The 17,966-nt window shown below is 65.4% G+C and carries 15 protein-coding genes and 2 pseudogenes; 8 read left to right on the forward strand and 9 right to left on the reverse strand.

All coding sequences use genetic code 11. From position 1 onward, the window contains the following. Positions 1-143 precede the first annotated feature (143 nt). Both cheB and QO058_RS07125 read left to right on the forward strand, forming a co-directional pair. Positions 144-1,189: pseudogene (gene cheB, locus QO058_RS07120) on the forward strand (chemotaxis-specific protein-glutamate methyltransferase CheB). After that, complete coding sequence (locus QO058_RS07125) at positions 1,186-2,118, forward strand: CheR family methyltransferase (protein ID WP_284171322.1); 933 nt, start codon at positions 1,186-1,188, stop codon at positions 2,116-2,118. Before cheB ends, QO058_RS07125 begins: the two are co-directional and overlap by 4 nt. 118 nt (positions 2,119-2,236) lie before the next feature. Here the strand turns inward: QO058_RS07125 and ctrA are convergent, their stop codons facing one another. Next, positions 2,237-2,938, reverse strand: a complete 702-nt coding sequence (gene ctrA / locus QO058_RS07130; protein ID WP_114829414.1) for a response regulator transcription factor CtrA — start codon at positions 2,936-2,938, stop codon at positions 2,237-2,239. A gap of 341 nt (positions 2,939-3,279) precedes the next feature. On the opposite strand from ctrA, the gene fliI reads away from it, so the two are divergent. After that, positions 3,280-4,620 carry a flagellar protein export ATPase FliI gene (fliI, locus tag QO058_RS07135; protein WP_284171324.1) on the forward strand — a complete coding sequence of 447 codons (1,341 nt, stop codon included), beginning with the start codon at positions 3,280-3,282 and terminating at the stop codon, positions 4,618-4,620. 3 nt (positions 4,621-4,623) lie between these two features. Here fliI and QO058_RS07140 read toward each other — a convergent pair whose 3' ends face one another. Both QO058_RS07140 and QO058_RS07145 read right to left on the reverse strand, forming a co-directional pair. Further along, positions 4,624-5,181 (reverse strand): TlpA disulfide reductase family protein, encoded by a 558-nt coding sequence (locus tag QO058_RS07140; protein WP_284171325.1) that lies wholly within the window; start codon positions 5,179-5,181, stop codon positions 4,624-4,626. A gap of 128 nt (positions 5,182-5,309) precedes the next feature. After that, positions 5,310-6,512 carry an MFS transporter gene (locus QO058_RS07145; protein ID WP_284171326.1) on the reverse strand — a complete coding sequence of 401 codons (1,203 nt, stop codon included), beginning with the start codon at positions 6,510-6,512 and terminating at the stop codon, positions 5,310-5,312. A gap of 347 nt (positions 6,513-6,859) precedes the next feature. On the opposite strand from QO058_RS07145, the gene fliJ (QO058_RS07150) reads away from it, so the two are divergent. After that, complete coding sequence (gene fliJ, locus QO058_RS07150; RefSeq protein ID WP_284171328.1) at positions 6,860-7,264, forward strand: flagellar export protein FliJ; 405 nt, start codon at positions 6,860-6,862, stop codon at positions 7,262-7,264. Positions 7,265-7,401: 137 nt separating this feature from the next. Next, positions 7,402-7,806, forward strand: a complete 405-nt coding sequence (gene fliJ, locus QO058_RS07155; protein ID WP_284171328.1) for a flagellar export protein FliJ — start codon at positions 7,402-7,404, stop codon at positions 7,804-7,806. A gap of 9 nt (positions 7,807-7,815) precedes the next feature. Here the strand turns inward: fliJ (QO058_RS07155) and QO058_RS07160 are convergent, their stop codons facing one another. From QO058_RS07160 to QO058_RS07170, 3 genes and pseudogenes are all read right to left on the reverse strand, one after another. Continuing rightward, on the reverse strand, positions 7,816-8,430 hold the full coding sequence (locus QO058_RS07160) for a GNAT family N-acetyltransferase (protein ID WP_284171329.1): 615 nt from the start codon (positions 8,428-8,430) through the stop codon (positions 7,816-7,818). A 59-nt stretch (positions 8,431-8,489) separates the two neighbouring features. Beyond that, entirely contained in the window at positions 8,490-9,053 is a 564-nt protein-coding gene (locus QO058_RS07165) for a TetR/AcrR family transcriptional regulator (protein WP_284171330.1), read from the reverse strand. Between the two features lie 713 nt (positions 9,054-9,766). Further along, positions 9,767-10,580 (reverse strand): annotated as a pseudogene (locus tag QO058_RS07170) (NAD(P)H-dependent oxidoreductase). Positions 10,581-10,673: 93 nt separating this feature from the next. On the opposite strand from QO058_RS07170, the gene QO058_RS07175 reads away from it, so the two are divergent. Next, positions 10,674-11,594 (forward strand): LysR family transcriptional regulator, encoded by a 921-nt coding sequence (locus QO058_RS07175; RefSeq protein WP_284171331.1) that lies wholly within the window; start codon positions 10,674-10,676, stop codon positions 11,592-11,594. Between the two features lie 9 nt (positions 11,595-11,603). On the opposite strand, the gene gpmI is transcribed toward QO058_RS07175, so the two are convergent. Next, entirely contained in the window at positions 11,604-13,118 is a 1,515-nt protein-coding gene (gene gpmI, locus QO058_RS07180) for a 2,3-bisphosphoglycerate-independent phosphoglycerate mutase (protein ID WP_284171332.1), read from the reverse strand. 119 nt (positions 13,119-13,237) lie between these two features. Here gpmI and QO058_RS07185 point away from each other — a divergent pair, with 119 nt between their 5' ends. Next, positions 13,238-13,981, forward strand: coding sequence for a haloacid dehalogenase type II (locus QO058_RS07185; RefSeq protein WP_284171333.1), 744 nt, complete (start codon positions 13,238-13,240; stop codon positions 13,979-13,981). A gap of 145 nt (positions 13,982-14,126) precedes the next feature. Here QO058_RS07185 and QO058_RS07190 read toward each other — a convergent pair whose 3' ends face one another. Continuing rightward, entirely contained in the window at positions 14,127-14,894 is a 768-nt protein-coding gene (locus QO058_RS07190) for a glucose 1-dehydrogenase (RefSeq protein ID WP_284171334.1), read from the reverse strand. 121 nt (positions 14,895-15,015) lie between these two features. On the opposite strand from QO058_RS07190, the gene QO058_RS07195 reads away from it, so the two are divergent. Beyond that, positions 15,016-16,053 (forward strand): L-idonate 5-dehydrogenase, encoded by a 1,038-nt coding sequence (locus QO058_RS07195; protein WP_284171336.1) that lies wholly within the window; start codon positions 15,016-15,018, stop codon positions 16,051-16,053. A gap of 120 nt (positions 16,054-16,173) precedes the next feature. Here the strand turns inward: QO058_RS07195 and QO058_RS07200 are convergent, their stop codons facing one another. Next, positions 16,174-17,925, reverse strand: coding sequence for a sensor domain-containing diguanylate cyclase (locus QO058_RS07200; protein WP_284171337.1), 1,752 nt, complete (start codon positions 17,923-17,925; stop codon positions 16,174-16,176). Between the last annotated feature and the right edge of the window lie 41 nt (positions 17,926-17,966).

Here is a 17,966-nt window from a genome sequence, read left to right on the forward strand (position 1 = left end):
CCACAGCATGTTCCGCAAAAGTGGATCCCACTTTTGCGGTCGGAGCCTGCTCAACTTCTTGATTTTGCGCGATGATCACGTTGCCGAATCTCGCCGACCAGGCCCGTGTGCGTCCGAGCACGGTCGTGATCGCCGATGACTCGATGGTCGTGCGTGGGCTGTTCGCGCGCTGGCTCGGCGAAAGCGGTCGCTTCCATGTCGTCGGCGTCGCAGGCGACGGGGAAGCGGCAATCGAGCATGCCGAGCGCCATCACCCCGATATCATGGTGCTCGATCTCGACATGCCCGTGCTGGACGGCGTCGAGGCCTTGCCCATAATCGTCAAGCAGAGTCCCAGAACCGCTATCCTGCTGACGACCACGCTCACCGAGCGCAATGCGAAACTCGCGCTGCAATGCATGAGCATGGGCGCCGTCGACGTCCTGCCCAAGCCGGACAGTCGCAGCGGCCTGACGCTGTCGCTGGGTTTCCGCAGCGAGCTTTTGAGCAAGCTGGGAAGCATTGCACAGACCCGGTTGCGTCACGGCGACGGTGGCGCCGAGGCGAACCATGCGACCTCGCCGCCGAGCGGCATCGTCGACCTGCGCCCGCTGGTGTCGGCGATGCCGCGCTATTTGGTGATCGGCGCCTCGACCGGCGGGCCGCGTGCCGTCGCGCGCGTCCTCGGCGATCTCGGCGACGCGGCAGCCAGCCTGGCCATACTGGTCGTCCAGCATATGCCGCCGCTCTTCACCGCCTCTTTCGCCGAGCAGATTTCTGCGCAGCTTGGGCTGCCGGCACGCGAGCCACATGACGGCGAGCGGCTCGCCCGTGGCACAATCTACGTCGCGCCGGGGGGCGCCATCTCGGCATAGAACGGAAGCTCGGCCATATCGTCGCCAGCATCAGCGACGGCCCGCCGGTGCATTTCTGCCGGCCGGCTGTGGATGTCCTGTTCAATGAAGCCGCGCGCCATCTCGGCCCGGCCGCGCTCGGCCTCGTCATGACCGGCATGGGCAGCGACGGCACCGAAGGAGCGACTGCTTTGCGGCGTACGGGCGCCGCGGTCATCGCCCAGGACGAGGCCTCGAGCACGGTCTGGGGCATGCCGGGCTCGGTCGTACGCGCCAGGCAAGCGAGCGCAGTCCTGCCGCTCGGCAATATCGGCCCGGCGATCCGGGCACTCGTCTGTGGGAGCCATCCCGCATGACTGAGCTGGATTTCGATTTCTTGCGCGTGCTCCTGCAACGGCGTTCAGGCCTCTTTCTCAGCACGGAAAAGCGCTATCTCGTCGAGAGCCGGCTCGGCATGCTCTGCCGGCGGCGCGGAATCGCAGGGATACCGGCCCTGGTGGCGCAGTTGCGCATCTGCCCCGCTTCCGAACTCGAAGCCGCAGTCGTCGACGCTATGACGACCAATGAGACGCTGTTTTTCCGCGACCGCACGCCCTTCGACCTGTTCCGCGATGTCATCCTGCCCGAGAAGCTCGCCAGTAATGCGCAGAGCCGGACGCTGCGCATCTGGTGCGCCGCGGTCTCGACCGGGCAGGAAGCCTATTCGCTCGCCATGCTGCTCGACGAGGTAGCGGACCGCCTCGTCGGGTGGACGGTCGAGATCGTCGGCACGGACATTTCCGCCGATGTCCTCGAGCGGGCGCGCCAAGGGCTTTACAGCCAGTTCGAGGTGCAGCGCGGCTTGCCGATCCAGCTCCTGCTCAAGCATTTCCGGCAGGAGGGCGACAAATGGCGTCTGTCCGAGCGCATCCGTGACCGGGTTGAACTCAAGCAGCACAACCTCCTGGAGCCGAATCACCAATTCGGCCAGTTCGACGTCATCTTCTGCCGCAACGTGCTGATATATTTCGACGTCCCGACGAAGGCGCGCGTGATGGCCGCGCTCGCTGCACGGCTCGCGCAAAACGGCGCCTTCCTCCTCGGCGCGGCAGAAACCGTCATCGGCATCACCACGACGCTGGTGCCGGACCCGCAATACCGCGGTGTCTACCGCGACGCCGCTTCGACCGCACAGGCGCGACGGCCGGGCTTTGCCGCTGCGGCAGAGCGCGGCAGCGCGCTTCCCCGCTCAAGACCGCCCGGACCTGATCGCTGGGCGATCGTCCCGGTGTTCGACGAGGGCTGATCTCGCCGACAAACAAAAACCCCGCCTCGCGGCGGGGTCCCCGTTCACCTGTCGTGTACATCCGACGATCAGGCGATCTAACTCTTGGGCGTCCACGATGACGCCGGGATGACGAGCTTCAGGCCGGAATGCGTTCTTCGACCTCGGTCGGCTCGCGCAGCACGTAGCCGCGGCCCCAGACCGTCTCGATGTAGTTCTTGCCGTCGGAGGCGTTGGCGAGCTTCTTGCGCAGCTTGCAGATGAAGACGTCGATGATCTTGAGCTCGGGCTCGTCCATGCCGCCATAAAGGTGGTTCAGGAACATTTCCTTGGTGAGCGTCGTGCCCTTGCGGAGCGAGAGCAGCTCCAGCATCTGGTATTCCTTGCCGGTCAGGTGCACCCGGGCTGCATCCACTTCGACCGTCTTGGTGTCGAGGTTGACGACAAGGTCGCCGGTTGTGATCACCGACTGGGCGTGGCCCTTCGAGCGGCGCACGATGGCGTGGATGCGGGCGACCAGTTCGTCCTTGTGGAATGGCTTGGTCAGATAGTCGTCGGCCCCGAAGCCGAGACCCTTCACCTTGTCCTCGATCCCGGCGAGACCGGAGAGAATCAGGATCGGCGTCTTGACCTTGGCGACGCGCAGGGAGCGCAGCACCTCGTAACCCGACATGTCGGGCAGGTTCAGGTCGAGCAGGATGATGTCGTAGTCGTAGAGCTTGCCGAGATCGACGCCCTCTTCGCCGAGATCGGTCGTGTAGACGTTGAAGCTCTCGGACTTCAGCATCAGCTCGATGCTTTGAGCGGTCGCGCTATCGTCTTCGATCAGCAGAACCCGCATGTCACGTCCCCAATTTCGCCCCGAGGCAGCGATCCCGTTCATTCCCCCAAAACCCTCGTGGTCCTGGAGACGAACGCTTGCCCGATGAAACGCCACGCGACACGCTACGGGGAAATGGTTAACAAACCCTGATTCCCTGGCGCAAGCGCTTCTTGGCGAAAGGTTGACGATCCTTGTCGAGGTGAGTCGAATTTGACACGGATCGTACGCGCTTCAGCCGCGAAAGCACCTTTCGCGTAAGCTCGCGTCGAGGAATCAGGCGCAAAACGCTTAACTCTCCGACGCAGCTTCGAAACGCAGTGTTAATCACTCAGCTTAATGAAAGGTTTACGGCAGGGTCCATGAGCGGCACTTCGACAGGCCAGGATCGGTTATCCACACTCGCCGCGATGATCGGCGAGCTCGAGGCCACCTCGGTCTATGGTCGCGTCACCGCCGTGCGCGGCCTGCTCGTCGAGGTCTCCGGGCCGATCAGCGCGATGAGCCTTGGCGGCCGAGTCGGCATCGAGATCGCGCCTGGCGTCCGTGTTCCCTGTGAGGTCATCGGTTTTTCCGGCGAGAAGGCACTGGTCATGCCCTATGGCGGGCTCGACGGTGTTCGCCGCGGCTGCCCGGCCTATGTCGACCGCACCGTCGCCGGCCTGCGCCCGACTCCCGCCTGGCTCGGCCGCGTCGTCGATGCGCTCGGCCGGCCCGTCGATGGCGGCCCGCCGCTGCCGCAGGGCGAGCACACCATACCCTTCCGCAACGATCCACCGTCAGCCCATGCCCGAAGGCGCGTCGGCGGGCCGCTCGATCTCGGCGTGCGCGCCCTCAATGCCTTCCTCACCTGCTGCCTCGGCCAGCGCATGGGCATCTTCGCCGGCTCCGGCGTCGGCAAATCGGTGCTCCTCTCGATGCTGGCGCGCTATGCGAGGGCCGACGTCAACATCATCGGCCTCGTCGGCGAACGGGGCCGCGAGGTTCAGGAATTCCTCCAGGACGATCTCGGGCCGGATGGCCTTGCTCGCTCGATCGTCGTGGTCGCGACCTCGGACGAGCCGGCATTGATGCGCAAGCAGGCGGCGCTGACGACGCTGACGCTCGCCGAATTCTTCCGCGATCAGGGCCTGCAGGTGATGTGCCTGATGGATTCGGTCACGCGTTTCGCCATGGCGATGCGCGAGATCGGCCTCGCAGCCGGCGAGCCGCCTACGACCAAAGGCTATACCCCGACCGTCTTCGCCGAACTGCCGCGCCTGCTCGAACGCGCCGGCCCTGGCACCGGCGACGGTGCGATCACCGGTCTCTTCACCGTGCTGGTCGACGGCGGCGACCATGACGAGCCCGTCGCCGATGCCGTGCGCGGCATCCTCGACGGCCATATCGTGATGGAGCGCTCCATCGCCGAGCGCGGCCGCTACCCGGCGGTCAATATCCTGAAATCGGTGTCGCGCACCATGCCGCGCTCCTGCGACCCGCTCTATTATCCGGTCGTGCAGAAGGCCCGCGCCACGCTCGCGACCTATGCCGACATGGAAGAGCTGATTCGGCTCGGCGCCTATCGCCAGGGCGCCTCCGCCGAGGTCGACGAGGCGATCCGGCTCAATCCCGAGCTCGAAGCCTTCCTGAAGCAGGCCAAGGACGAGGCGACCGGCCTTGCCGACGGCTATTCCCGGCTCGCCCGAATCATGGGGATGTGAGCCTCACAGCCGCCCGACATGATCGAGCAGCGCTGTCGCCTGCGGCGACGCCCAGTCCGCCTCGCCGAGCATATAGCCGCGCACGCCGCCACGCCGGTCGGTGACGTAAACCACCGGCAGCCCTTCAGCTGTCGACAGCGGCTGCTTCGCCCCTGCCGTCGCAATGGCCTTGCCGGCACGATCGTAGAACACCGGCAGCCGCTTGATGCCGAGGCGCGCCAGATATTGTCGGACATGAGCGAGCTCGCGCTCATCGGTGCTGATGGTCACGAGCTCGACGTCCCTCGCCTTGAAGTCGACGAGTTGCCGTTCGAAGCGCGGCAAGGTGATTCGGCAGACGGGGCACCAGGTCGCCCAGAGATAGATGAGACAGACCTTGCCCGGCACCGGGCGGGCAATGGCGGGCTTGCCGTCGAGCCCTTGCAGCGAGAGCGGCGCCAAGGCCTCGACCGGGTCGAGCTCGATGAACTGGTAGCGCGCCGTGCGGAACTGCGGCAGCCGCGCTTCGGCCGGCCCCATGAGCAGTCCGAGTGTGGCCTGCAGGGCAAGGCGGCGGGTCAATGAACAGGGCGGCATGTCGTCTTAAGCTCGATTACGTCGGAAAGGCCGCGTGATAGGGCGGCGTCCGCCATGTCCCTATGCACGATCGCGTCAGTGACGCAGCCGGCCATGTCGTTTCCGAGACGGCGCTAGCTCTTGAGCCTGCGCACCAGCACGATCATCGCGAGCAAGGCGCTGCTCTGGATCATCGCCGACACAACGAGCGTGCCCGATGCGCCGAGCCGCTCGATCATCAGCGCGAACAGCAGCGGGGCCGCCGCGAAGGTCAGATTCTGCGGCACGGTCAGGCGGCCGAGCATCGTGCCGAAGCCCTGGCGGCCGAATAGCGCCAGCGGCAGGGTCGCGCGCGCGACCGCGATCACGCCCATGGCCGCGCTGAACAGCATGACAAAGGCGACCGCGATAGCGCTCGACCCCGGCGCCAACGCCATCAGCAGGCAGGCTGCGGGTCCGAGCGCGAGCCCGGCCAGAGCCACCCGCTCGACGGGGAGACGCTCGCCCGCGGCAGCATCGACCGCTCGCGCCACCAGGGTCGCAGGGCCGCTCAGCGAGGCAATCGCAACTGCGCTCACACCGGCGATGCCAGCGCCCTGCATCAGACCGATGATGTGCAGCGGCAATCCCCAGGAGACCAGGCCACTCGCCGAAAAGCTCAGCGTCAGCAGCCAGAACACCGGTCGCCGCTCGCCAACCGGCACCCTGCCCTGCTCTTCGGCCGGCATGGCGGACGGGCCGGGCTCGGACAATGGTTTGGCGCGATAGGCCGGGATGGCGAGATGGATTGGTAGCACGATCACGAGTTGGATCGCCGCGAAGACCATGAGGCAGGCGCGCCAGCCATAGTCTGCGCTGAGCCAGGCGGTCAGCGGCCAGAACACGCTGGAGGCAAGACCCGTCACCAGCATCATCAGCCCGATAACGCGACGGGTACGCTCGCCCATCAGCTGCGCCACCGTGACGTTGCCGGTATTGGCGAGCTGCATCGCGTGGCCGATGCCGATCACGAGCCAGGTCGCAAGATAGCTGACCGGCCCCTGCGCCAGCGCCAGCAACGCCAGCCCCAGTCCCGAAATCACGGCGCCCAGCGCCATGGCGTGACGCGTGCCGCGCTGGTCGAGATGGCGCCCGAGCAAGGGCGCGATCGCCGCTCCGATCACCAGCAGGATCGTGATCCCACCGAAGATGACAGCAGGTCCGAGCTTGAGTTCGCGATCGAGATAGCTCGCCAGAACCGAAGGCGAATAGTAGATCGAGCCCCAGCCGATGATCCGCGTCAGGGCAAGTCCGCTCAGCAGCAGACTATATTCGGGAAGGCGGCGCGAGGCGGGCAAGGATGTGTCCGGCGCGCCGGTGCGCGCCCCTTGTTTTGATTCGCACCAGCCTAGCGCGGGCCACCCTCGATCGGCAGAGCCTGGAACGCACCCGTTGCATGCATCGAAAGCGAGCGATCCTGGTAAGGAACGATCAACCTCCTTGCGCCATTGTGATTTTCGTCTCGCGGAAGTGTTCCGGTGGCGAGCCGAGGGGTCGGCACGCCGCCAGAGTCGGATCCGATCAGGTTGAACCAACCCGATCGGTGAATCCGTCTCTGAACGAAAGTTGGAGACCGTTTTACGGCCGGCTTGCAATGCAAGCAGACCGTAACGGGCTCGATGCGTAATCAGGAGTTGGGCACGACATGAAGTCGCGAGAGACCCTTTTGCGTCTCAAACGCTTCCAGGTGGACGAAAAGCGCCGCCGGGTAAGCCAGATTGAGATGATGATCGCGGAATTCAACCGGATGGCGACCGATCTCGATCGCGAGATCCAGAATGAGGAAACGCGTGCCGGTATCTCCGATCCGGCCCATTTCGCTTATCCGACCTATGCCAAGGCGGCACTCGGGCGTCGTGACAATCTGCGCCAGTCCGCCGACAACCTGCAGGGCCAGCTCGACGAGGCCAAGGCTGAGTTGCAGGAAGCCTTCGAGGACATGAAGAAGGTCGAGATCCTCGACGATCGCGAACGCGCCACCGAGCGTGCCGCCGAAGCCGCCCGCGACCAGGCGATGATGGACTCGATCGGCCTGCGCTCGCGCGCCTGAAGACGGCGCCTAGTCGATCACCGGATGATGCGGGACTGCGGTGCGCGCCATCGCCCCGCCGAGCCGCGGATCGTCAGCCACCTCGATCCCGCGCTTGAATGCCGAAACTCGATGCGTAATCAGGAGTTGGGCACGACATGAAGTCGCGAGAGACCCTTTTGCGTCTCAAACGCTTCCAGGTGGACGAAAAGCGCCGCCGGGTAAGCCAGATTGAGATGATGATCGCGGAATTCAACCGGATGGCGACCGATCTCGATCGCGAGATCCAGAATGAGGAAACGCGTGCCGGTATCTCCGATCCGGCCCATTTCGCTTATCCGACCTATGCCAAGGCGGCACTCGGGCGTCGTGACAATCTGCGCCAGTCCGCCGACAACCTGCAGGGCCAGCTCGACGAGGCCAAGGCTGAGTTGCAGGAAGCCTTCGAGGACATGAAGAAGGTCGAGATCCTCGACGATCGCGAACGCGCCACCGAGCGTGCCGCCGAAGCCGCCCGCGACCAGGCGATGATGGACTCGATCGGCCTGCGCTCGCGCGCCTGAAGACGGCGCCTAGTCGATCACCGGATGATGCGGGACTGCGGTGCGCGCCATCGCCCCGCCGAGCCGCGGATCGTCAGCCACCTCGATCCCGCGCTTGAATGCCGAAAAGCCCGAGCGCTGATAGAACTCGACCGCCCCCTGGTGGTCGAGCGTGCAGGTATGCACCCAGAAGCGCCCGATCGGCCTTGCCCAGGCACGCTCGAGCGCCCGGTTCATCAGCCAGCGTCCTGCCCCCTTGCCGACGACGCTCTCGTCCAGGCCGAAGAAGGCGAGCTCACCCTCGCCTTCAACCCTGAAGTCGAGTTCGAGCAGGCCGACGTCACGCCCATCGAAGCGTACCGCAAAGAAGTCGACGGCGGAGTCGGAGAGGATTGCCCGCAGTTCCTCGACTGGCTTGACCAGGCGGCTGAACCACATCCAGCGTTCGCCGAGGAGACGATAGACCGCCAGATACCGCGCCACGTCCTCGCACCCGATCGGCTCCAGCGAGAACCCCTCGACGCCCGGCGGATCGGGCCGTCGCGCCGGCGCCGAGAACATCTCCAGCGAGGTCACGACCGCTGCGATCTTGCCGGCGGGCAGATCGGTGGTGTCATTCAGGCTGATGGCTAAGGTCTCGGACATGGCTTCCAGCAGGGCTGATGGCATCAAGCAGCCGCATCGCGCGGCCGCACCGCCACCTGCTACCGCTTGGCGCTGATTCCGTCGAGCAGGGTGGCAATGGCGAGCCTGGCGACTTGCTCGCCATTGGCGCCGCTGGTGCGGATCCATTCCGGCACCCGGTTCAGTCCACCGAGGAAATAAGGCACCAGAAGGCGCAGATCGATGTCGGCATCGACTGCCCCGCTCGCCACGCCTCCAGCAAAGAGATCGTGCCAGAGCCGTGCATAAGTCTCGCGCATCTTGCGGCTGCGCCGCTTGATGATCGGCGGCAAATGCTCGTAGACGTGCATGTAGGTCTGATCCTTGCCGACCAGACTGGACACATGCACCCCGACCGCCGCAGAAACCCGCTCTGCGAACGGGGCTTCCTTCGACAGTTCGCGAAGCGTCTGCGCCACTCGGGCATAGAGCGCCTCGATCCCTTGGTTGAGAATCTCCTCGACGATCTCGTCCTTCGACTTGAAGTGGTAGTAGAGGCTGCCCGCCTTCATATCGACTAGCGCCGCCACCGCCCGCATCGTGCAGGCATCGTAGCCGTCCCGCACGATGATCTCGGCTGCTGCGTCGAGTATCTCACCTCGCATCGGGTTCTGCTTCGCCGTATCCACAGCTCCGGCGCTTGCCGGCCGTCTCGCACTGCGCAGTTTCATTCCTGGCCCGCTCGCCCTTGGCATCCACGAAGTCCAAACCCGGTGAACGCATGGCCCGCAGGCCCTGGGCCGCGTACTACTTTCCCTTGCGCAACAGATCAAGACGACAACCTATCCGTTTCCACCCCAAACGCGACAGTCGTCCATAATTATTCAACCAAACGATAGTTCAAATCTAAAACATATACCTACTTACTGGCATTTTCTGCAGGAATAGCCAAGCCAGAAGCCACCTGACACCGGCTGCAATTCTGCCACTATACCACAACGCCGCCCGAATCAGGCAGCACACCAAAGATTACGTTTATGGCACGACGCAAATCACCTTGGGATTTGAAGCAGTCAGCCCTTGCGGATCGGTTGATCACGCTCGTGCTTGCTAGCGGCCAAGCCTTCTGGGTCGTCGGGCTCATAGGGGGCATGCGGCCCGGTCGGGTGAGCAGAGCGTGGATTCGGGCCTGCTCGTCGCTGCTCTTGCGCGCCGGACTGGCCTGGGCGCGGCGCGGTCGCGAAGGCGGCGGGCGTATCGGTTGGGCGATCGTTGTGCTTGTGCGGCATGAGGCGATCCTTTCATGTTGGACAACCGCCCCATGCCTCACGGGTTCCGTCGCTACGGCTGCCTGCCGCTCTAGAGAACGTTTTACCGATCAGATTGATTCAATCTGATCGGATCCGGCTCCACCGTCGACATGCAGCGCAAATCCGCGCGCTTCAGGCTGCTCCAGCCCCGGCCGCAGCGTCATCGCCGGGATGAGGTAGTCGCCGAAATTCTGACGGCGGTATGGAATCGGCGCCGCCGTCGCCAGCGTCTGCATGCGCTCGCGCAACCGGTCGGCGGCGCGGTCGAAATCTGCATCGCCGAATCGGTCGACCCGGTAGACGACGTAAGGCGGCAGCACCTCATAGCCGGGGTACCAAAGTATGCCGTGGTTGATCGGGAACAACAGGTCCTCGATCGGCCCGTTGATGCCGCGCGGTGAATAGTGCTCCTCCCAACCGCCGGCCGTGACGATCAGCATGGCGCGCTTGCCCGCGAGCGTGCCCTCGCCGAAGCGGTCGCCCCAGCGCCTGTCGCTGTGCTCGCCGACACCGTAGGCAAAGCCATAGGCATAGACGCGGTCGACCCAGCCCTTGAGGATCGCCGGCATCGTGTACCACCACAGCGGAAACTGCAGGATCAGCATGTCGGCCCAGAGCAGCTTCTCGATCTCGGCCTTGACGTCGTCGGTCAGCGTACCCTCGCCGAAGGCCCTGCTTCGAGGCGGCGCCGGCGGCAAAACGCTCCCCTTCCGGCCAGTTCGGGAAATCGGCGCGATCGACCTCGGACTTCCAGCCTTCGGCGTAGAGGTCGGTAACACGAACCTCATGGCCCTGGGCTTCGAGTTCGGCGACGGCGACGTCGCGCAGCGCGCCGTTGAGCGAATGACTTTCAGGATGGGCGAAAACCAGCAGAACCTTCATGGGAGAGCCTTTCCGAGTGGGAACCGGCTTCCGAGCTAGGCGCTGTTTCAGATCCGCGCTACAATGCAGCAATGCATATGATTATGCCGATTTATGGATAAATCTGACGTCACGCTGGAACGGATGCGCAGCTTCGTCCGCGTCGCTGAGCGCGGCAGCCTGTCGGCGGTCGCGCGCGAGCTCGGCCTCGGTCAATCGACGGTGACGCGGCATCTCAATGAACTGGAGCAGGCCCTTGGCGTCCCCTTGCTCAGCCGCACGACCCGGCGCGTGACGCTGACCGACGAGGGCAGCCGCTATTACCAGCACAGCCTCTCCATCCTGCGGCTGGTCGAACACGCCGGCGACGAGGCGCGCAGCGCCCGCGGCGGGCATTCCGGCACGGTACGCGTCTCCTGCACTGCCGCTTTCGGCGTGTTGCACATGACGCGGCTGATCTTCGCCTTCCAGGATCGCCACCCCGATATCGGCGTCGACCTCAGCTTGAGCGACGAGCGCGTCGATCTCGTCCGCGACGGCGTCGACATCGCCATCCGCCTCGGTCCGCTCGCCGACAGCACCATGAAGCTGCGATCACTCGGCCGGTCACGCCGATTGTTCGTCGCCGCACCGCACTATCTGGCGCGCCACGGAGCCCCTGTGTCGCCGGACGATCTTGCGGGGCATCAGGGAATTCGCATGTCGAACGTTGCCGGCAGTGCCCTGATCGCATTCGAGGGCGCCGGCGGCGAGCACTACAGCGTTCCCTTCGACGGGCGATTACGGGTCGATCACGGCTTGGCGGTGCGCGAGGCACTTCTCGCTGGCCGCGGCATCGCCCCGACCCATCGCTGGTTGGTCGACGACCTGCTGGCGGCTGGCAGGCTGGAGCCGATACTGACCGATTACGCTTTGTCGACCGTGCCACTCAGCATGCTGATCGTTCCGGAGCGAGCATCTGTCGCCCGCGTCCGTCTGCTCATCGATTTCCTGGCTGCGGAGATTGCCGCGATCCCCGGCATCGCACCGGCCTGAGCGCTCCGGTCAGCGCAGCAGCGACTGGCCCGTCATCTCGGCCGGCTGCTTCAAGCCGAGCAGCGCGAGCAGCGTCGGCGCGACATCGGCGAGGCGGCCCTCGGCCAGCCCAGTCGCCTGCCCGCCGATCAGCATGACCGGCACGGGAAAGGTGGTGTGTGCGGTATGCGGGATGCCCGTCACGGGATCGACCATCAGCTCGGCATTGCCGTGATCGGCGGTCACGATCAACGCCCCACCCTTGGCCAGGATGGCCTCGGCGATCTGGCCCAGACTCCTATCGATCGTCTCGACAGCCTTGATCGCCGCCGACAGCACGCCGGTATGGCCGACCATGTCGGGATTGGCGAAGTTCAGCACGAACAGGTCGTACTGCCCGCTCTCGACAGCGGCGACGACCTTTTCGGTCAGCTCCGGAGCCGACATCTCAGGTTGCAAATCGTAGGTCGCGACCTTCGGCGACGGCGTCATGCTGCGCTCTTCGCCTGCGAAAGGCTCCTCGCGGCCGCCGTTGAAGAAATAGGTGACGTGCGGATACTTCTCGGTTTCGGCGAAGCGGATCTGCTTGAGGCCCGCCTGCGACACCGTCTCGCCGAGCCCGTTGGCGAGGCTCTGCGGCGCGAACAGCGCCGGCATGATCGGGTCGAGCTCGGAGCTGTAGGAGGTCATCCCGACCGCGCCGACGAGCTTGGGCATGCGCGGACGCGAAAAACCGCTGAATTCGGCGAAGAGCAGCGGCGCCAGGATCTCGCGGATACGGTCGGCGCGGAAGTTGAAGCTGAGCAGGCCGTCGCCATCGGCCATGCCGCTGTAATCGCCGATCGCCGCCGGCTTGATGAACTCGTCGCTGACGTCAGCGGCATAGGCGGCTTCGATCGCCGAGCCCGCGGTCGGCATCCGCTCGCCCTCGCCGAGCGCCAGCGCCTTCCAGGCGAGCTCGACCCGCTCCCAGCGATTGTCGCGATCCATCGCGTAATAGCGACCGCTCACTGTCGCGACCTTGACCTGCGGCGGCAGCGCCGTTTCGAGCGCCGCGACATAGTCCTTCGCCGAGCGTGGCGGCGTATCGCGGCCGTCAGTGAAGACATGCATGACCGCCGGAACGCCGGCCGCCACGACGAGCTTGGCCAGCGCCACCGCATGGTCCTGATGGGCATGGACGCCGCCTGGCGAGACCAGGCCGAGGATATGGCAGGTGCCGCCGCTGGCCTTGAGCCGATCGATCAGACCGCTTCCGTCCAGCGCCTGCTTCAGCGTGCCGTCCGCAACGGCCTGGTTGATGCGCGGCAGGTCCTGCATCACCACGCGGCCGGCGCCTAAGTTGAGGTGGCCGACCTCGGAATTGCCCATCTGCCCCTCGGGCAGGCCGACATCGAGCCCGGAGGTGCGCAGGAAAGCGTGCGGCGACGAGGCCCAGAACCGGTCGAAATTCGGAGTTTTCGCCAAGAGGACCGCGTTGTTGTCCCTGTCGTCGCGCCAGCCCCAGCCATCGAGGATCATCAGCATGACGGGGCGGCTGGACATTCGCGTATCCTGTGCGTCTGCGAACAAGTGCTTGTGCGGATATCACGCTCCGCGCGGCCAAGGCGAGCGCTAAGAATAGTGGCGCAGCCCGCGCAAAGGCTGCGGAGGAGAACGCCCTCATGCCGATCAAGGCTGTCGTCTTCGATGCCTACGGAACCCTGTTCGACGTGCAGTCGGTCGCCGGCGTCACCGATGCCGCCTTCCCCGGCCATGGCGAGACCATCACCCAGATCTGGCGGCTGAAGCAGCTCGAATACACCTGGCTGCGCGCCCTGATGGGCCGCTACGAGGATTTCTGGAGCGTGACGCAGGCCTCGCTCGACTTCACGCTGAAGACGCTCGGGCTCGAAGCGACGCCCGATTTCCTCGCACGCATCGCTGCGGCCTATGATGCGCTCTCGCTCTATCCGGAAGCACTGGCGGCACTGCAGGGTCTCGCCCCCACACGCCTCGCCATCTTCTCCAATGGCAGCCCCGCCATGCTGACCAATCTCACCCGGCAGGCAGGCATCGACACGCTGCTGGAGACCGTGATCAGCGTCGACGAGATCGGCACCTACAAGCCCGATCCGCGCGGCTACCGTCTGGTCGAGGAACGGCTCGGCCTGACGCGCGACGAGATCCTGTTCGTCTCCTCCAACGGCTTCGACATCGCCGGCGCCAAGGCCTACGGCATGACGGTGGCGCGCATCGAGCGGGTAACGCCGCATGCCCTGTGCGACGAACTCGCAGGCGCAGCGGTGATCGGCCCCAAGAGCCTGTTCAAGGCGTTGCGCATGCAGGAAGAGCAGCTCGGCGAAGGCGCGGACCTGACGATCTCGTCGCTGAGCAAACTCGGGCCTTATGTCGAAGCAAGGCGATGAGCCCGCCTAAGCTCCGTGCGAATGTAGGCCGTCATTCTCGGGCGCAGCGTAGCGAAGACCCGAGAATCTTATGACGAGAAGGCGCTGTTAGGAGCCTCATCCGGCCTGAGATGCTCGGGTCAAGCCCGAGCATGACGCAGTAGTCTCACACCACCGCAGTCAATCCGCCATCGACCATGAGCAGATGGCCGCTGACATAGTCGGACGCTTCCGAGGACAGGAAGATCGCGGCACCCGCCAGCTCCTTGGTCTCGCCCCAGCGGCCGACCGGAGCGCGGCTCTTGACCCAGTTCGAGAAGGTCTCGTCGGCGAGCAGCGCCTGGTTCAGCTCGGTCACGAAATAGCCGGGGCCGATCGCGTTGACCTGGATGTTGTGCTTGCCGAGCTCGGCCGCGAGCCCCTGTGTCATCAGGCTGACGGCGCCCTTCGAGGCGGTGTAGGGCACGATGCTCGGCCGGCCGAGCTTGCTCATCACCGAGCCGATATTGACGATCTTGCCACGGTTGCGCGGGGCCATGCGCTTGGCCACCGCCTGGCTGACATAGAACACCGAATGCAGGTTCGTCGCCATCAGGAAGTGCCAGTCCTCGACCGGGAAGTCGACGAAGGCGCCGCGCTTCTGCGTGCCGGCATTGTTGATCAGGATGTCGATCGGCCCGATCTCGGCCTCGACCTTGGCCACGCCGGCCTCGACCGCCTTCTGGTCTGTGACGTCGAAGGCAGCGACTGAGGCCTTGTGGCCGGCGGCGGCGATGGCGCTGCACGCCTTCTCCAGCTTGCTGGTGTCACGACCGTTCAGCACGACATGGGCGCCGGCGGCAGCAAGGCCTTCGGCAATCGCGAGCCCGATGCCCTGGCCGGAACCGGTGACCAGCGCGATGCGCCCGTCGAGCTTGAACAGATTGAGCGACATCCTATCCTCCCGTACGGCGGCTGATCTTGCGACTTGGCAGTGCGTCCAGGCTTGGGTAAGCGGTTTAAAACGATTAGACAATGCCGCTGCCGCATGGCCGCCGCTCACAGGAGACTTCGCCATGCGTGCCGTCGTGATCCATTCCGAGAAGGACCTGCGGGTCGAGGAAACAGCCGTTCCGGAACTCGGCCCGCTCGACGTCAAGGTCGCGATCAAGGCTGGCGGCATCTGCGGCTCCGACCTGCATTATTATCTCCATGGCGGCTTCGGCACGATCCGGGTCCGTGAGCCGCTGATCCTCGGCCATGAGATCGCCGGCATCGTCGAGGCGGTCGGCAGCGAGGTCTCGCGGGTGAAGCCGGGCGACCTCGTCGCGGTCAATCCGAGCCGGGCCTGCGGCCGCTGCCGCTACTGCCAGGCCGGCCAGCAGCAGCATTGCCTGGACATGCTGTTCTACGGCAGCGCCATGCGCTTCCCCCATGTCCAGGGCGGCTTCCGCGAGGTGCTGGTCATCGAGGAGCGCCAGGCGGTGAAGCTGCCCGGCCGTGTCGGCGCAGCGCAGGCCGCCTTCGCCGAGCCGCTCGCCGTCTGCCTGCATGCGGTCAAGCGCGCCGGACCACTCCTCGGCAAGCGCGTCCTCGTCACCGGCTCCGGGCCTATCGGCGTGCTGACTGTGGTCGCGGCCCGCGCCGCCGGCGCCAGCGAGATCGTCGTCACAGATGTGGTCGACGGCCCGCTGCCGATCGCCCTCAAGATGGGCGCGACAGCAGCGATCAACGTCATGGCCGAGCCGGAGCGATTGAAGGCCGATTATGGCGCTGAGAAGGGCGCCTTCGACGTGATGTTCGAGTGCTCGGGCAACCAGCACGCGCTGACCGGCGCTTTCGATGCGTTGCGCCCCGGCGCGGTGATCGTCCAGATCGGCGTCGGCGGCAATTTCACCATTCCGATGAATGTCGTCGTCGCCAAGGAGTTCGACCTGCGCGGCTCCTTCCGCTTCCATGAGGAGTTCGACTGGGCGGTCGAGCTGATCGCATCGGGCCGCATCGACCTCTCGCCGCTGCTCACCGCCTCGATCCCGATCGAGCGCGCCGTCGAGGCGTTCGATCTCGCTGCCGACAAGTCCCGGGCGATGAAGGTGCAGCTGGTCTTCGGCTGAACCACGTCATGCTCGGGCTTGACCCGAGCATCTCAGGCAGGGTGGGGCGCCGGCCAAGCTCCTTCTCGTCCTGAGATTCTCGGGTCTGCGCTTCGCTACGCCCGAGAATGACGCCTTCGCCTAAACCAACCGGCGCAGCATGGCGGCCGATTGCGGCTCATCGATCGCGACGCCGTCGCGGCCGTTGCGCTTGACCTGGTAGAGCGCCGCGTCGGCACGCGCGGCCGCATCGGTCAGGCTGTCCTCTGGGCGCGCCATCGCTGCGCCCAGGCTCGCCGTCATCGGCACTGCCCGGCCATCGCTGAGCGCGACCGGCGCCTCGCGGAGCAGTGCCCCGATCTTGCCCGCGATCGTCGCGAGCGAATCCGCCGTGCAGTCGCTGATCAGCAGGATGAACTCGTCGCCGCCCCAGCGGGCGCAGGCATCGTAGCTGCGCAAGGCCGAGCGCATCTGGCGTACGCAAGCGATCAGCACCTCGTCCCCGGCATGGTGGCCATAGTCGTCATTGACGAGCTTGAAGCGGTCGAGGTCGACGATGATGAGCCCGCAGGCCTTGCGATCGCGCCGGGCCCGGTTCTGCTCGCGCGCGAAAACCTCCTCGAAGCCGCGACGGTTCAGCACCGAGGTCAGCGGATCATGCTGCGCCAGTTGTTCGAGCTTCTGCGTACGCTCGGCGACCATCGCCTCGAGCCGCCCGGTATTGTCACCGACGGCCTGGGCCATCTCGTTGAAGGCGCGCGACAGCCGCGAGATCTCGTCATTCCCGTCCTCCTTCGCGACGGCCGAGAAGTCGCCGGCGCGGACCCGAACGACGCCCTGCTCGACCCATGCCAGCCGGTCGAGCACCTTGCGCTTGAACAGCAAGGTCATCAGCCCGGCGGCCACGATGAGGATCGCCACCATCAACCCGGCGATCGGCGCGAACAGCTTGCGGTCGATGATAGCGTCGACATCCATCACCGTGACGTTGAACCAGCCGAGCCGATCGAGGAAACCGACGCCGACCAGGACCTCGTGCCCATCCATCTGCATGAAGCGGGAGAGCACCAGCGCCTCGCCCTTGGCGACGCGCTGCATCATGTCGGCGAGGGCCTTGCGGTCGCCCTCCTCGTCGAGCAGGCGGAAGATCGTCTTCTTGGCCGCGGCATCCTTGGTCAGGCTGTGGAAGTCGACCACGCGCGGGTCGCGATGCGCCTGCACCGCGCCCTGCAGGTCGACGAACATGCTCTGCACGCCGGTCTGCGGGAACTCGACGACCTCCTTGATGAACTGGGTCAGGTCGACGCCGGTGCCGATCAGGCCGAGGACCTTGCCGTCCTTCTGGATGATGCAGTTGATCCAGACCTTGGTGACCGACAGCACCTCGTCGCGGTTGACGTTGAGATGGCAGCCCGTGCCGAGCGCGCGCGTCTTGAAGTACCAGATGTCCTGCGGCGCATTCGGCGAGACTGTGTAGCGCAGCCGGTTGTGCTCGTAGCTGTTGTCCTTGTCGTTGAAATAGTAGTTGCCGCTCTTGTCGACGACGGCGAAATAGCTGCGGTCGGTGAAGGAGAGCCGGTAGTGCTCGAGCTCGGCGAGGCCACGCTTGGCCTTCTCGGGATCGGCCTCATCCTGGGCCCATTCGACGATCACCGGCGCGCGCGCCACCGTCTCGGCCAGCGAGACCTCGCGCATCAACGCTTCCAGCCCGCGATAGCGATCGAACAGGATCTGCTTCTCGGCGAAGAGCGTGCCGAGCTTCACCACCGTGCCGTTGACCATCCAGAGGAAGATGCCGGAGGCGGGAACCGCGATCGCGACCAGCGTCGCCAGGACGAGCATGAGCACACGCGCCTTCAGGCCCGAATTGGTCCAGGCGGTCAGCAAACCCATTTCGTCGGCATCCCCCCGCCTTCCGACATGTTCGGAATCGC

Source organism: Bosea vestrisii, assembly GCF_030144325.1.
Lineage (GTDB): Bacteria > Pseudomonadota > Alphaproteobacteria > Rhizobiales > Beijerinckiaceae > Allobosea > Allobosea vestrisii_A.

Coding starts and splice junctions, on each gene's coding strand:
- QO058_RS07125 (WP_284171322.1), top strand. CDS start 1,186: ATGACTGAGCTGGATTTCGATTTCTTGCGCGTGCTCCTGCAACGGCGT.
- ctrA (WP_114829414.1), bottom strand. CDS start 2,938: ATGCGGGTTCTGCTGATCGAAGACGATAGCGCGACCGCTCAAAGCATC.
- fliI (WP_284171324.1), top strand. CDS start 3,280: ATGAGCGGCACTTCGACAGGCCAGGATCGGTTATCCACACTCGCCGCG.
- fliJ (WP_284171328.1), top strand. CDS start 6,860: ATGAAGTCGCGAGAGACCCTTTTGCGTCTCAAACGCTTCCAGGTGGAC.
- fliJ (WP_284171328.1), top strand. CDS start 7,402: ATGAAGTCGCGAGAGACCCTTTTGCGTCTCAAACGCTTCCAGGTGGAC.
- QO058_RS07160 (WP_284171329.1), bottom strand. CDS start 8,430: ATGTCCGAGACCTTAGCCATCAGCCTGAATGACACCACCGATCTGCCC.
- QO058_RS07165 (WP_284171330.1), bottom strand. CDS start 9,053: ATGCGAGGTGAGATACTCGACGCAGCAGCCGAGATCATCGTGCGGGAC.
- QO058_RS07175 (WP_284171331.1), top strand. CDS start 10,674: ATGGATAAATCTGACGTCACGCTGGAACGGATGCGCAGCTTCGTCCGC.
- gpmI (WP_284171332.1), bottom strand. CDS start 13,118: ATGTCCAGCCGCCCCGTCATGCTGATGATCCTCGATGGCTGGGGCTGG.
- QO058_RS07185 (WP_284171333.1), top strand. CDS start 13,238: ATGCCGATCAAGGCTGTCGTCTTCGATGCCTACGGAACCCTGTTCGAC.
- QO058_RS07190 (WP_284171334.1), bottom strand. CDS start 14,894: ATGTCGCTCAATCTGTTCAAGCTCGACGGGCGCATCGCGCTGGTCACC.
- QO058_RS07195 (WP_284171336.1), top strand. CDS start 15,016: ATGCGTGCCGTCGTGATCCATTCCGAGAAGGACCTGCGGGTCGAGGAA.
- QO058_RS07200 (WP_284171337.1), bottom strand. CDS start 17,925: ATGGGTTTGCTGACCGCCTGGACCAATTCGGGCCTGAAGGCGCGTGTG.